The organism is Streptomyces sp. NPDC042371, from assembly GCF_056437465.1.
Genome location: NZ_JBWKAP010000004.1, coordinates 564,033 through 578,886, shown reverse-complemented (window position 1 = coordinate 578,886; position 14,854 = coordinate 564,033). Strand labels below are relative to the sequence as shown.

7 protein-coding genes and 1 pseudogene are annotated in these 14,854 nt (G+C 72.3%); 5 read left to right on the top strand and 3 right to left on the bottom strand.

What is annotated here, in order from left to right:
- Window positions 1-171 precede the first annotated feature (171 nt).
- Window positions 172-1,389, top strand: coding sequence for a S1 family peptidase (locus tag AC068B_RS15450; protein WP_478671924.1), 1,218 nt, complete (start codon window positions 172-174; stop codon window positions 1,387-1,389).
- Between the two features lie 155 nt (window positions 1,390-1,544).
- Window positions 1,545-2,453: a hypothetical protein gene (locus AC068B_RS15445; RefSeq protein ID WP_478671922.1), complete on the top strand. Its 909-nt coding sequence runs from the start codon at window positions 1,545-1,547 to the stop codon at window positions 2,451-2,453.
- A gap of 22 nt (window positions 2,454-2,475) precedes the next feature.
- Here AC068B_RS15445 and AC068B_RS15440 read toward each other — a convergent pair whose 3' ends face one another.
- Window positions 2,476-2,679, bottom strand: coding sequence for a hypothetical protein (locus tag AC068B_RS15440; protein ID WP_478671921.1), 204 nt, complete (start codon window positions 2,677-2,679; stop codon window positions 2,476-2,478).
- Window positions 2,680-3,014: 335 nt separating this feature from the next.
- Between AC068B_RS15440 and abc-f the strand changes: the two genes are divergently transcribed.
- The 3 genes from abc-f to AC068B_RS15425 all read left to right on the top strand — a co-directional run bounded on the left by abc-f (window position 3,015) and on the right by AC068B_RS15425 (window position 7,042).
- Window positions 3,015-4,652, top strand: a complete 1,638-nt coding sequence (gene abc-f, locus AC068B_RS15435; protein ID WP_478671920.1) for a ribosomal protection-like ABC-F family protein — start codon at window positions 3,015-3,017, stop codon at window positions 4,650-4,652.
- A gap of 87 nt (window positions 4,653-4,739) precedes the next feature.
- A complete protein-coding gene (locus tag AC068B_RS15430) occupies window positions 4,740-6,398 on the top strand; it encodes an ABC-F family ATP-binding cassette domain-containing protein (protein ID WP_478671918.1) in 1,659 nt (552 codons plus the stop codon).
- Window positions 6,399-6,454: 56 nt separating this feature from the next.
- Entirely contained in the window at window positions 6,455-7,042 is a 588-nt protein-coding gene (locus AC068B_RS15425) for a CGNR zinc finger domain-containing protein (RefSeq protein WP_478671917.1), read from the top strand.
- Here the strand turns inward: AC068B_RS15425 and AC068B_RS15420 are convergent.
- Together AC068B_RS15420 and AC068B_RS15415 are read right to left on the bottom strand one after the other, a co-directional pair.
- Window positions 7,008-9,830, bottom strand: coding sequence for a helix-turn-helix transcriptional regulator (locus tag AC068B_RS15420; protein WP_478671916.1), 2,823 nt, complete (start codon window positions 9,828-9,830; stop codon window positions 7,008-7,010). The two genes, AC068B_RS15425 and AC068B_RS15420, sit on opposite strands and share 35 nt — an antisense overlap.
- A pseudogene (locus AC068B_RS15415) lies at window positions 9,815-14,767 on the bottom strand (type I polyketide synthase); the annotation flags it as partial. The gene AC068B_RS15420 and the pseudogene AC068B_RS15415, both read right to left, overlap by 16 nt.
- Window positions 14,768-14,854: the final 87 nt, after the last annotated feature.

The following is a 14,854-nucleotide window of genomic DNA, read 5'->3' as shown; positions in this document are numbered from 1 at the left end:
TCCCTTGATGTTCTGTTAAAAGCTGCCCTTGTCACAGACCTTGTTGAAGGGCTGAGCACTGGGCCAGAGTTCATGCCGCAGCGAGCCCCACGCTCGCTGCCAGGCAGGAACCCACCCCCCATTTTTCCGTATTACCGGAGAGTTCCTGCCTGCCATTCGGAAGGAATCAGTGTGTCGCATTCTCGTAGATACAGATTCGCCGCCGTGGCCGCTCTGCTCTCGACAGCAGTGGTCGTGGGAACCCAGGCCACGGCGCAGGCACAAGCACCGGCGACGGACTCCGCACCCGTCGCGCGCTACCAGCCCGAGATGGTGCGGGCGCTCGCCGCGTCGCTCGGTGTGAGTGAGAAGGCCGCGGCCGACCGGCTCGACCGGCAGGCCGCCCAGCAGGCCCGGCTCACCGAGCTGAGGAAAAGCGGGATATCCGAGGACGGGGCGTTCTTCGACGCCTCCGGCAAGCTGACCGTCAACGCCGACGACAGCGCCGATGTCACCGCCATCGAGAAGGCCGGACTCGACGCCCGCGTGCCCGCCCGCGGCCAGGACAAGCTCGACGGCATCAAGGCGCGGCTCGACGCCGCGGCCGACCGGCGCGCCCCCGCCGGTGTCGTCGACTGGTCCGTGGACCTGGCCTCGGACCAGGTCACCGTCAAGGTCAACAGCGACCGCGGGGCGGCCGCCAAGGCGTTCCTCGCCAAGGCAGCGACGTACGGCTCCGCCGTCAAGATCGTGCGGGACCAGGAGAAGCGCGTGCCGCAGGCCGCGATCTCCCCCGGCAGCAAGATGACGATCAACGACACCAACGGCTGGTGCTCCGTCGGCTACGGCGCCCACGACCGGTCCGGCAAGCAGTACCTCGTCAGCGCGGGCCACTGCGTCGCCGGTCTGCCCACCCTGCGCTACAACGGCACCGCGTTCGCCAAGGGCACCCACACCCGCTTCGCGGTCGGCACCAACAGCGTCGACATGGGCGTCGCCGCCATCGGCTCCGGTCACTCGATCACGACCAAGGTCGGCACCTGGGGCCAGGCGGGCAACGTGGCCGTGAACGGCAGCAGCCGCGCCTCGTCCGGTGCCGCGCTCTGCAAGTCCGGCGCGACCACCGGCTGGACGTGCGGCAAGGTCGGTTCGTACAACGTCTCCGTCACCTACGTCGACCAGAACGGCGGCCCCGACACGGTCGTCACGGGTCTCGCCACCTCCACCGTCTGCACCGAGGGCGGCGACAGCGGCGGCGCGTACATCTCCGGCAACCAGGCCCAGGGCATGACCTCCGGCGGCCCGGTGAACCAGCAGTGCACCGGGGGTGTGAACTCGCGCGGCTCCTCCTACTTCCAGCCGCTCGACGACGCCCTCTCTTACTACGGGCTGACCCTCAACACCAACTGACCGGCCTTCGGGGGAAGACCAGGGGCCGCCCACCGGCTAAGGTGGGCGGCCCCTGGTCGCCTGTGTGGCCTGAAACCACCGTTGAGCCGCGTTCATCGGAGCGAGGGATCGAGGACCCAAGAGCCGATGGTGCCTCCCGCCCGCCGAAAGACGCCATGCCGAACATCCCCCACGCCGAAGGGCCCGATACGACCTTCGCGACCGTGTTCCGTCAGGCCCTCCAACAACGTGGGCTGCCGCTGGAGCGCATACGCGACCACCTCAGGGCCCAGCAGATCACCGTCAGCCTCGCCACGCTCAGCCACTGGCAGCGCGGACGCAGCCAGCCGGAGCGCGCCCAGTCCCTGCGCGCCGTCGACGCGCTGGAGCCGCTGCTCAACCTCCCCACCGGCACCCTGCGCTCACTCCTCGGCCCGCACCGGCCGCGCGGCGGTCCCCCACCGCTCGACCCGACCGTCGCCCGCACGGTCTACGGCGAGAACTCGGACGTGGAACAGGCCCTCGGTGACGCGTTCCCGCAGTTCAACGAGGGGCTGCGACCGCTGACCGTCCAGGAGACGGTGAGCCTGGACGAGCACCGCTCCATTCACGAGACGTCGATCACCACCGTGGTGCAGGCCGTCCGCGACGCCGTCCAGCATCTGACCGTCGTCCACTTCCTCGACTCCCCGAAGGCGGGGACGGTCGACCTCGCCGTCCCGTTCGGGCCGCCGCCGCGCAGCCGGTTCCTGCCGGAGCTCGGCTGTGTGGCGGCCGACATTCCCCTCGGGCGGCAACTGGCCAGAACCGAGACCGCGGTGGTCACCTACACCCTCAGGGCCGCCTCGGACGTCTCCCACCAGCACGAGCGCCGCGTCACCACGGCGCTGCGGACCTACCTGCTGCAGGTCCGCTTCCACCCCCGGGCGCTCCCGACCGGCTGCTGGAGCTATCAGCGCGAGCAGATCGGCGCCGAACCCCGGCACCGTCGCCGCACCGCTGTCGACGCCTTTCACACGACCCACCTGCTGCCCACGCACTGCAAGCCGGGCGTCTACGGGATGGAGTGGGAGTGGCCGGACTGACAGCGGCGTTCGGCCGCCGGGGCTACAGCCCCATGTCGAGCGCCAGGCACGAGTAGTACTTCCACGAGCCCTCGGGGTGGTAGGCGCCGGGCTCCGTGCCGCTCCGACCGGTCGCCGCCGCCTCGGTCATGTCTTCGAAGCGGATGCGCTCGGGGAGGTGGCCGTAGCGCTCGTGACGTGCCGCGGCAGCGGCCGCGGTACTTGTGCCGACGAGTTCCTTGTCCATGGGAATCTCCACTTCGCTGTGCGAGTCGTCAGGCCGACCGTCAGGCGGTTCGTCACCACTCTAACCGGTGACGGGCATCGAAGGCGAGTAGCCTGCGCATAATCACGCGAAGCAGGAACCGACACCTGCTACGCTCCGAATTGACTTGGACCAACTCGAGCGAGGAGTCGCAGACGTGGTGGGTGAAGACGACATCTCCGGATGAGATCCGGATGTGACAGGCCAGCGGCCGGCACCATGAGTGCGCTGTCGGCGTGGCCCTCTTCGTCGTTCCCCCTTGCCACCCTGCCCAGGGCAGAGCTCTGTACTGCCCTCGACACCTCGAGGTTTCCTCCATGTCCTTCGACGCCGCCATCACCTGCTCGAACCTCTCCTTCGCCTGGCCCGACGACACCCCGGTCTTCAGTGACCTCTCCTTCACCCTGGCCACCGGCCGCACCGGCCTGGTCGCCCCGAACGGCTCCGGCAAGAGCACCCTGCTCAAGCTGATCGCCGGTGAGCTCAAGCCCGCCACCGGCTCGGTGTCGGTCGGCGGCACGCTCGGCCACCTCCCGCAGAGCCTCCCCCTGACCGGCACCCTCACGGTCGCCGAGGTGCTCGGCGTCGCCCCCGTCATCCAGGCCCTCAACGCCGTCGAGTCGGGTGACGTGAGCGAGGCCCACTTCACCACCATCGGCGACGACTGGGACATCGAGGAGCGCACCCGCGCCCAGCTCGACCGCCTCGGCCTGGCCGACCTGGACCTCGACCGTCGCCTGAGCACGCTCAGCGGCGGCCAGATCATCTCCCTCGGCCTCGCCGCCCAGCTCCTCAAGCGCCCCGACGTACTGCTCCTCGACGAGCCGACCAACAACCTCGACCTGGCGGCCCGGCACAAGCTCTACGCCGTCCTGGAGAACTTCACCGGCTGTCTGCTGCTGGTCAGCCACGACCGCCCGCTGCTCGACCGCATGGAGCGCATCGCCGAGCTGAGCGGGGACGAACTGCGCTTCTACGGCGGCAACTTCGGCGCGTACGAGGAAGCCGTGCGCGCCGAACAGGAGGTCGCCGAGAAGAACATCCGCAACGCCGAGCAGGAGCTGAAGCGCGAGAAGCGCGAGCTGCAGCAGGCCCGCGAGCGGGCCGACCGCCGCCAGAGCAACGCCGCCCGCAACCTCAAGAGCGCCGGTCTGCCCCGCATCTTCGCGGGCAACATGAAGCGCGGCGCGCAGGAGTCCGCGGGCCGGGCGGGCCAGATGCACGCGACCCGGGTCAGCGAGGCCAAGGCCAGGCTCGACGAGGCCGGACGCGCGCTCCGCGACGAACAGCGCATCACCCTCGAACTGCCCGACACCCAGGTACCGGCCGGGCGCAACCTCTTCCTCGGCGAGGGCATGCAGGTCCGGCACGCGGGCCGGGCCGTGTTCGCCGACGGCGGCGTCGACCTGGCCGTCCGCGGACCCGAACGCATCGCGCTGACCGGGCCCAACGGCGCCGGAAAGACCACCCTGTTGCGCCTGATCACCGGCGACCTCGCGCCGGACGACGGCGAGATCAAGCGCAACGACGGCCGGATCGCGTACCTCTCACAGCGCCTCGACCTGCTGGATCCGGACCGCACCGTGGCGGAGAACTTCGCCGCGTCCGCCCCTGAGCGGCCCGAGGCCGAGCGGATGAACCTGCTCGCCCGCTTCCTCTTCCGTGGCCCGCGAGCCCACCTGCCCGTCGGCGTGCTCTCCGGCGGCGAACGGCTGCGCGCCACGCTCGCCTGCGTGCTCTGCGCCGAACCAGCCCCGCAACTGCTGCTGCTCGACGAGCCGACCAACAACCTCGACCTGGTCAGCGCGGGTCAGCTGGAGAGCGCACTCGACTCGTACCAGGGCGCCTTCGTCGTGATCAGCCACGACGAGCGCTTCCTCACCGAGATCGGGGTGAACCGCTGGCTGCGCCTTGCCGACGGCACCCTCAGGGAGACCGGGGCGCCCGCGGTGTGAGCCGTCGGTGAGTGACCTGGCCCGCGCCGAGGCGCCACGCCCGGCGGGCCGACCACCGACCACCGACACCACAGGAAACGGCTCCCCATGCCCCATTCCCGTACCCAGGCCCAGCCCCGGACCCGGCCCCAACCTGCCCTGCTCGCCCATGAGATCGTGCGCAACCTCGGCGGGCGTCGCGTCATCGACGGCGTCTCCCTGACCGCCTCCCCCGGCCACCGCATCGGCCTGATCGGCGAGAACGGCGTCGGCAAGTCCACGCTGCTGCGGGTCCTCGCGGGCGCGGACGAGCCCGAGAGCGGCAGCGTCTCACGCCCCGCCGACCTCGGCTTCCTGCACCAGGAGATGCCCTTCGACACCGGATCGACCATCGCCGCGGTCCTCGACGAGGCGCTGCGCGAAGCCCGCGAGGACCTGGCGGAGCTCCAGCGGCTGAGCGAGGAGATCGCCGAAGCCCCCGAGGACACCCCCGGCCATCAGGAACTCCTCGACGCCTACGCCCGGCGTCTCGAACAGGCCCAGGACCGCGACTCATGGGACGCCGACCGCCGAGCCGCCCTGGTCCTGAAGGGACTCGGCCTGGGCGCGCTCGCGCACGACCGCACGCTCGGTTCACTGTCCGGCGGGCAGCGCGGCCGCCTCGCGCTGGCCGCGCTGCTCGTCCGGCGGCCGACGGCACTGCTCCTCGACGAGCCGACCAACCACCTCGACGACGGCGCCGCCGCCTTCCTGGAGGAGCAGCTGCGCGACCTGCCGGGCACCGTGGTGGCCGCCAGCCACGACCGCGCCTTCCTCGACGCCGTCTGCACCGACCTGATCGACCTCGACCCGGCGGTCGACGGCCCGGTCCGGTACGGCGGCAACTACACCGCGTACGTGAGCGCGAAGCGCGCCGAGCGGGAGCGCTGGGAACAGCGTTACGCCGAAGAGCAGGCGGAGCTGGCGCAGTTGCGGCACGCGGCGGGTGTCACCGCGCACCGGGTGGCCCCTGACCGGGGACCGCGCGACAACGAGAAGATGGGCTACGGCCACCGGGCGGGCCGGGTGCAGAGCCAGATCTCCCGCCGCGTGCGCAATGCCGCGCGACGCCTGGACGAGCTGGAGCGCGCCCAGGTGGCCGCGCCGCCGCGCCCTCTGCGGTTCGCTGCGGGGGCGCTGGCCGCCGCTCGGCCGGAGGAGGACTCGCAGCCGCTGGTCGCGCTGCGCGACGTACGGGTGCCCGGTCGGCTCGCGCTGGACGTCCTGGATGTGGCGGCGACCGAGCGACTGCTGGTCACGGGCGCGAACGGGGCGGGCAAGTCGACGTTGCTCGCCGTGCTCGCCGGGCGCCTCGCCGCCGAGGGCGAGGTACGCCGACGGCGCCATCTGACGGTGGGGCTGCTCACCCAGGACACCGTGTTCGACCGGCCCGACCGTACGGCCCACGACACCTACGCGCGGGCACTGGGTCCGGAGCGGGCCGAGGCGGTCCCGCTGGTCTCACTCGGCCTCGTACACCCGACCGACCTGGACAAACCCCTCGGCACCCTGTCCGTCGGGCAGCGGCGACGGTTCGCCCTGGCCCTGCTCGTGGCCCGTCCGCCCCAACTGCTGCTGCTCGACGAGCCCACCAACCACCTCTCCCCACGCCTCTGCGACGAACTGGAGGAAGCCATGGGCTCCGGCCCCGGGGCGATCGTCCTCGCCAGCCACGACCGCTGGCTCCGGCAACGGTGGCAGGGCCGCGCGCTCCGGTTGAGGGCGTAGCGGCGCGGCGGTGACCTTCGTTGCGGCTCGCGGTGGTCACCTGTCAGGATGGTGACGTGAATCTCGACCACGTCTTCGTCTGCGGACACCCGGCCCTCGACTTCGCGGCCACGCTCCGCGCGCGGCGCTCCGCCCGGTTCGAGATGTTCGTGACGCCGGACCGGCTCAATGCCTGGTACCTGGAGTCCGGGCTCGTGGACGCGATCACGCCCGGCGAGGAGAGTGACGTCCGGGCGGCGACGGCCGTACGCGAGGCGGTGTACCGGCTCCTCACCGACCGCCGCCTCGGCGAGGGCTTCGACCCCGAGGCGCTCGCCGTGCTCAACGCCGCCGCCCGCCGGACCCCCGTGACGCCTCAGCTCTCCCTGGCCGGGCGGCACAACGAGGCGACCCCCGAACAGGCCCTGGCGACCGTGGCCCGCCAGGCCGTCGAACTGCTCGGCGGCCCGGACGTCCCGTTGCTCAAGGAGTGCGGCAACCCCGAGTGCACACGGGTCTACATCGACCGCTCCCGCGGCATGCGGCGCCAGTGGTGCGGCATGGAGTCCTGCGGCAACAAGATCAAGGCCGCCGCGTACCGGGCACGGAAGAAGACGGGTGACCCGTCGGTCATCCCAGTACCGCCTGCAGATCCAGCCGCTTGACGTCGAGCTTCCGGTAGATCCTGGTCAGGTGCTGTTCGACGGTGCTGACCGTGACGTACAGCTGCCGGGAGATCTCCCGGTTGGTGAACCCGTCGGCGGCCAGCTCCGCCACGCGGCGTTCCGCTCCGGTCAGTTCGGCGTCGGGCTCGGCGTCCGGTTCGGGGTGGCCGGGGCGTTGCGGTGCCGCCGGGGTGGTCGCGGGCGGGGGCACGCTGCCCCAGCGCCGGGCCAGGAGCTGGGCCTTGCGGGCGAGCAGCCGCGCGCGTTCCGTCTCGCCCCCCGCCCGTGCGGCCGCACTCTGCTCGGCCACGGCCCGGGCCAGCTCGAAGGCGTCACCGGCGCCGCCGAGCACCGCCACGGCCTCGTCGAGCAGCTCGGCCCGGCCGGGAGCGGGAGAAGTGGCCGCCCGCAGGCGCAGCGTCATGCCCCAGGTGCGGCCGTCGGCGGGCGCGGGCAACGTCATCTGGTCGTCGACGAGTTGGCGGGCCAGGAGTGCTTCACCGAGGGCCAGGTACGCCTCGGCGGCGCCGAGCCGCCACGATTCCAGTGCGGGCAGGTCGATGCCCCAGCTGCTCATCCGCGTACCGCAGGCGTAGAAGTCGCACAGGGCCGCGTAGTGGCAGCCGGTGGCCAGGTGGTAGCGGCCCCGCGCCGCCAGGTAGTGCAGTCCGGTGCGGGTCTGGAACACCGCCTGGGGGACGGGCCGTTCGAGGAGGGCCGCCGCGCCGTCGACGTCTCCGAGGACCGCCTTCGCCTGTACGGCGGCTGCGAGCGGCAGGCCGATCGCGGCGCCCCAGCCCTTCGGGCCCAGCAGGTCGAGCGCGGTTCCGGCGCGCCGCTCCGCCGCGGCCGGGTCGCCCTGGCGCAGGTGGATGAGGGCACGCCACGCGGTGAACCATGCCTGCCAGGTGGGGCTGTTGCGTTCGTTGGCCTGGGCGATGAGCCCGTCGCACCAGGCCGCTGCCCGGTGCGGCCGGTCGCGGTAGGTCAGGGTGGCGAGGGCGGCGGTCTGGACGGCGAGGGTGCGGGGGCCGAGCCGGTAGCGGTTCAGGGCGCGTTCGGCTGCCTCGATCGGTTCGGCGGCCCCGGCTACCTCGATCGGTTCTGTCGGCTCTGTCGCGTCACGTTCGCCGCCGTGCAGGAGGTCGTTCATCAAGGTTCCCGCGCCTTGCAGTTCGGGGGTGACGGCGGGCGGGGCCGAGCGTTGCGCGGACAGGACGCCGGATCCCAGACGCTCCTTTACGTGGCCGGGGTAGAGGTAGGCGCCCCACAGCCACGGGGTGTCGAGGTCCGCGGCGTTCATGGACGGTGCGCCCGCCGGGCCCGGTCCGGTGAGCGCGCTGATCGCGTCCAGGCCTTCGTCGACCCGGCCGTGCCAGAGGAGGTGGGTGGGGAGGGGGGAGGTGCAGGTATCGGGGGTGGAGTCCGGGGTGGAGACTTGTGCTGAGGTCGGGTCGGGGAGGTGGCGCAGGACCTTCGCGGGGTCCAGGCGCCACTCCGCGTCGGCGAGCGCGCCCACGATCCCGTTCCGCTGCTCATGCCCCTCGCACCGCCGGAACGCGGCCCGCAGATATCCCACGCCCGTCTCCACCTGGTCGTCCTCCAGGGCGAGCCGAGCCGCCTCCTCGAACACGGGCACCGCCCACGGCGTGTCCGACCGGTCGGCGGCGACGAGGTGGGCGGCGACCTCGTCGGCCGGGGCGCCCTCCTCGTGCAGGAGGGCCGCCACCCGCCCGTGCAGCGCACGACGCTCCTCCGTCGGCATCCCGTCCAGGACCGCCGCTCCGAACTCCGGATGGCACAGGCGACCCTCGTGCAGCACCTCCGCGACGGTCAGTTGGTGCACGGCGCGAGCCGCGGAGGCCGCGTCCACGTCGAGGAGCCGACCGACCAGGGTCGGGGCGGCCTGCTCCCCCAACACGGCGACTGCCCCGGCGACTTCGGTCACCGGCGCCTCGTGCCGGTACAGGAAGCTGAGCACCGCCCGCCCGAACGCCTCGCCCGCACGGCCCGTCGACCGGTGGTCGTCGGCCAGTGCCCGTACGAGGAGCGGGTGGCCCGCGCTCATGCCGTGGACGACGGGCGTGAGGTCCTGGGCCGTCTCCTCGTCGAGATGCCGCGCCAGCACGGCTGCCACCCCGGCCTTCGACAGCGGCTCAAGGCCGATCCGCCGCAGCGCGGGCTCGTACAGGAACTCGCTGCCGAGCAGGGCGTTGCCCGCCTTCTGATGGACGTACTCGGTGAACAGCACATGGAGCCGCGGCGAGCGCAGCCTGCGCACGATGTGGAGCAGGCACTGCAGTGAAGCCCCGTCGGCGTGGTGGGCGTCGTCGACGGCGATCAGGACGGGCCGCTCGGCGGCCAGGCCGCGCAGCGCCTCGCACAGCCCGCGCAGCGCGGGCGAGGACGGAACGGGCGGGGCCGTCGCGGGCGGGGTCGTCACGAGCGCGGAGGCTGCCGCTTCGTCGCACCACGCCAGAGTACGTTCGACCGTCTCGGCGGGCAGTTCCGGACAGCCCCGCACCAGTTGCTCCAGGACTCCCAGCGGCAGGTCGCGCTCGGCGCGGCAGGCGGTGGCGGTCAGCACCGACGCGTCGGGCGCGACACGCTCCGTCCACGCCCTCAGCAGCGCGGTCTTGCCGGTGCCCACCGCACCGCCGAGCACCACCAGGCTGCCGCGGGTGTCCGCCGCGTCCTCGTACGCGCTCTGCAGGGCCGCCAGTTCCTCGGCCCGTTCCACCAGGTCGACCGAGCCGTGCCGGGCGACGCGCGTCACTGTGTGCCCCACTCGCGGTCGATCAGCGCGAACATGTCGTCGGCGCTCGCGGTCGACAGGTCCTCCTCCGTCTCGCCCTGCCCGTCCTCGTCGGCGGGTCCTGCCCCCGCCGCGGTGTCCGGTTGCTTCCACAGCAGGGTCTGCAGCCGCCGGATCAGGCCCTTGCGGCGGGGGTCGTCCACCGCGAGTCCGGCGAGGGCCTCTTCCAGGTCGTCCAGATGCCCGGCCACCGGGAGCTCGCCCGCGCCGCCGTCGGGCAAGACCCTGTCCAGCAGGTGTTCGGCGAGAGCGCGGGGTGTCGGGTAGTCGTAGACCAGCGTGGCGGGCAGCCGAAGCCCCGTGGCGACGCGCAGCCGGTTGCGCAGTTCCACCACGACGAGGGAGTCGAAACCCAGGTCCTTGAATGCCTTCTCCGGCTCCACCTCCCGCCCCGGCTCGTACCGCAGGACTCCGGCGACCTGTTCGCGGACCACGTCGAGCAGCTTCCCGGTCCGCTCCCGTACGGGCAGCGCGGCCAGCTCACGGCGCAGCGCCGACGCGTTCTCGGCGCTCTCGGCGCTCTCGGCGCTCTCCGACGAGGCGTCAAGGACCCGCCGGGCCGCGGGGACCTCTTCGAGCAGGCGGGTCGGCCGGGCCAGGGTGAACAGCGGCGCGAACCGCTCCCATTCGATGTCGGCGACCAGTGTGTGCCCCCGGCCGCCGTCGAGCACGCCGTGCAGCGCGCCGAGCGCCAGCTGGGGTGCCAGCGGCGGCAGCCCCTGGCGCCGGGACAGCCCGGCGGCGCTGCGCGCCGGGTCGCCGTCGTCCGGCAGATCCAGATCCCAGATGCCCCACCCCACGGAGACCGTCCGGGGGCCATCGGCGCCGTGCCGCTGCGCCAGTGCGTCGAGGTAGGCGTTGGCGGCGGCGTACGAGCCGTGCTCCCTGCTGCCGAGCGTGGCCGCCACGGAGGAGAAGAACAGCACGGTTTCCACGGAGCTGGTAGTGGTCAGGTCGCCCAGCTCCACGGCCGCGGCCGTGGCCGCGTCGAGCGCGTCGGGCGTGACGTCGGCGAGGGGCGCGAGCTCGCCCGGCAGGGAGGTGTGGATGACGGTCTGTATGTGTACGTCGGTCAGGTCGGCGAGAGCGCGGCTCGGGCTTTGGCTGCCGCCGCACGGGGCAGCAGCCAGCACCGTCAACTCGGCTCCTTGCGAAGCGAGTTCGGCATGGAGCTCGCTGTCCTGGCGGCTTCCGCGATCCTCCTCGGGGGCCGTGTCCAGGAGTACGACGTGTTCGGCACCGGACGCGGCGAGCCACCGCACGACCTGTTCCGTCAGTCGGCCGACGCCGCCCGTGACCAGGACGGCGCCCTCCGGCCGCCAGCTTCCGACGGCCTCGTCGCCGCCCGGCGCGTCGGGCACGAGACGACAGCCGAGGATCCCGCCGCGGCGCAGCGCCACCTGGTCCTCGCCGCTGTCCCCGCACAGCACCGCGCACAGCGCGGCCGGGTCGAGCGCGGCCGGGTCCGCGGGAAGGTCCACCAGACCGCCCCACAGCTCCGGGTGCTCCAGGGCCGCCACGCGGCCGATTCCCCAGACGGGGGCCTGTTCCGGCGAGACGACGGGATCGGTGTCGCCGCACGACACCGCGCCCCGGGTGGCGCACCAGAGGGGCACCTCGACTTCGGCGTCGAGGAGGCCGTGCAGCAGGGTCAGGGTGGTCGAGGTGCCGGTACCGGCAGCAGTATCCGTCCCGTCGCCGAGCGCCAGCAAGGAGAGCACTCCGCCGATCGGTGTGTCGTCGTCCGAGCACGTCGACCGCCACGAGCGGATCAGGTCCGCCAGATCCGTACGGCCGCAGCCCGGCCCGACCTCGACGAGACGCACCGGCATACCCGTCTCCTCCAGCGCCCGCACGCACGTACGCGACCAGGCGGCTGCCCCGCCCTCGGGGGCCAGGACCAGCCAGGCCCCGGTGCCCGGTGCTGATGCCTGGAGGTCGGCGCGCCGCCAGTCGACGCGGTACCGCCAGGCATCGACGGTCGACCGGTCGCGCCGCTCGCGCCGCCACGCGGACAGCGCCGGGAACACCGTCTCCAGGGCGGTCCTGTGCTCGTCGTCCTTGAGGTGCAGGGTGTCGCAGAGTGCCTGGACGTCCGCGCCTTCGACGGCCGCCCAGAACCCGGCCTCCTCACCATCCGCCGGAGACGGGGCCGCGGGCGCCACGACGTCGGACAGCCAGAACCGCCGCCCCTGGAAGGGGTACGTGGGCAGCTCGACGGTGCGGGGCGGCGGGTCGGCCGGGAAGAAGCCGGACCAGTTCACGGCGATTCCGGCCGTGTGCAGGCGGGCCATGGCCTGAGCGAAGGCGACGTCGTCCGGCAGGCCCGAGTGCAGGGAGGCGGTGACGAGGGGCTCGAACCCTCCCGTCGGGTCGGCGACAGCGTCGAGGGTGTGCTGGGCGGCGGTGGCCAGGACGGGGGATGGGCCCAGCTCCACGAACACGCTTGCGCAGTCGGCTACTTCGGCGATGGCGGGCTGGAAGAGGACGGCCTGCCGCACGTGCTTCGCCCAGTACTCCGGGGCGGTGATCTCCTCCCCCGCCTCCGCACCGGAGACATTGCTGATCAACGGGATCTTGGGGGTGACGGACTCCACGCCACGTATCGCCTCGGTGAACTCCGTCAGCATCGGCTCCATCAATGCGGAGTGGAAGGCATGGCTGACCGAGAGGGACTTGGTCTTGCGTCCCTGCTCCCGCCAGAGCGCGGCGACCTTCTCCACCTCATCCGCAGGGCCCGAAATGACAGTGGAGTCGGGGGTGTTGACCGCCGCGACACTCACATCCGAACCCTCCAGGCCCGCCGCCAACTCCTCAGGCGTGGCCTGCACCGCACACATCGCCCCACCCTCAGGCAACGCACCCATCAAACGGGCCCGCGCCCCCACCACCCGGCACGCATCCACCAGGCTGAACACGCCCGCCACATGCGCCGCCGCGATCTCACCGATCGAATGCCCGACCACCACATCCGGCCGCACACCCACCGACTCCCAGAGCCGCGCCAAACTCACCTGCAGCGCAAACAACCCCGCCTGCGCCCACATCGTGTGGTCCAACCGCTCTTGCAGGCCCTGGAACACGACTTCGCGGACCGAGCCTCCCAACTCTTCGTCCAGCAGGCCACACACCTCATCAAAGGCGGCAGCAAACACAGGGAACCGCTCATACAACCCGGCCCCCATCCCCACCACCTGACTGCCCTGACCACTGAACAGCCAGACCACGTCCTTCCCGGCACCGACCGGCGCCGGAGGCGGGCCCGCCAGTGCCGGATGCGGCTCCTCGGCCGCCAGCGCCTCAAGACCGGCCACCAGATCGGCGCGCTCCGCGCCCACGACCACGGCCCGGCGCTCATGCAGCGCACGCGTACTCAGCAGCGACCAGCCGACATCGACTGCGGTACCTGGCTGGTCGCCTTCCGGGGCCTGTTCGGCTAGAGCGAGAGCCAGACCGCGAGCCTGCGCCCGCAGTGCTTCACGGCTGCGGGCCGAGACCACCCACGGCACCACGAGATCCTGCCGGGGCTCAGAGTCTTCAGCGGCGGACGGCGTGGGCGCCTGCTCCACGATCAGGTGGGCGTTGGTGCCGCTGATGCCGAAGGAGGAGACGCCCGCCCGGCGGGGGCGGTCGGTCCGGGGCCACGGCACGGGGGCGGTGAGGAGCTGCACTCCTCCGCCCTCCCAGTCCACGTGGGGCGTGGGCCGGTCGATGTGCAGGGAGGCGGGCAGCTCTCCGTGGCGCATCGACATCACCATTTTGATGACGCCCGCGACGCCCGCAGCGGCCTGCGTGTGGCCGATGTTCGACTTCACCGAGCCGAGCCACAGCGGCCGGTCCGCCGGGCGGTCCTTCCCGTACGTCGCGAGGAGCGCGTGGCCCTCGATGGGGTCACCGAGGGTGGTGCCGGTGCCGTGCGCCTCCACGGCGTCGACGGCGTCCGGGGTGACGCGGGCGTTGGTGAGGGCCTGGCGGATCACCCGTTCCTGGGCGACGTCGTTGGGGGCGGTGAGACCGTTGCTCGCGCCGTCCTGGTTGACGGCGGATCCGCGTACGACACCGAGGACCTGGTGCCCGTTGCGGCGGGCGTCGGAGAGGCGCTCCAGGAGGATCAGGCCGACGCCCTCGGAGAATCCCGTGCCGTCGGCGGCCTCGGCGAACGGCTTGCAGCGGCCGTCCGGGGCCAGCCCCCGCTGGCGGGAGAACTCCACGAACGCCGTGGGCGTGGACAGTACGGTCACGCCGCCCGCCAGAGCCAGGCCGCAGTCGCCCTGGCGCAGCGCCTGACAGGCCAGGTGGATCGCCACCAGCGAGGCCGAGCACGCCGTGTCCAGCGTCACGGCCGGACCCGCCAGGCCGAAGGTGTAGGCGATGCGGCCGGAGATGACGCTGGAGAGGGTGCCCGTCGTCGCGTAACCCTCGACCTCCGGCGGCACCCGCCCACCGGACATGTGGTCCTGGCTGGACACGCCCGCGTACACGCCGGTGAGCGTGTCCCTGAGCGTGGCGGGATCGATGCCCGCCCGTTCGAACAGCTCCCAGGACACTTCGAGCAGCACGCGCTGCTGCGGGTCGGCGGCGAGCGCCTCGCGCGGATTGACGCCGAAGAAGTCGGCGTCGAAGCGCGCGGCGTCCCGGAGGAATCCGGCTTCCCGTACGTAGGTCGTGCCCGGGTGGTCCGGGTCCGGGTGGTAGAGGTTGCCCACGTCCCAGCCGCGGTCGGTGGGGAACTCCTCGATGGCGTCGCCCTGCGAGGCCACCAGGTCCCACAGCTGTTCCGGTGAGGCCACGCCGCCCGGGTACCGGCAGGCCATCGAGACGATGGCGATCGGCTCCCGCTGCCGCTCCTCCATGTCGCGCAGGCGCTGCCGGGTCTGCCCGAGATCCGCCGTCACGCGCTTCAGGTAGTGGCGGAGCTTGTCCTCCGTACCCGGATTGTCCTTCGCACCCGGCATGTCTTCTCCACTCCTGGTCAAGTCCACTCCTGGTCCAGTCCA

Excerpts from the sequence above, each read along its gene's own strand:
- AC068B_RS15445 (WP_478671922.1), top strand. The coding sequence starts at position 1,545 with ATGCCGAACATCCCCCACGCCGAAGGGCCCGATACGACCTTCGCGACC.
- abc-f (WP_478671920.1), top strand. The coding sequence starts at position 3,015 with ATGTCCTTCGACGCCGCCATCACCTGCTCGAACCTCTCCTTCGCCTGG.
- AC068B_RS15440 (WP_478671921.1), bottom strand. The coding sequence starts at position 2,679 with ATGGACAAGGAACTCGTCGGCACAAGTACCGCGGCCGCTGCCGCGGCA.
- AC068B_RS15430 (WP_478671918.1), top strand. The coding sequence starts at position 4,740 with ATGCCCCATTCCCGTACCCAGGCCCAGCCCCGGACCCGGCCCCAACCT.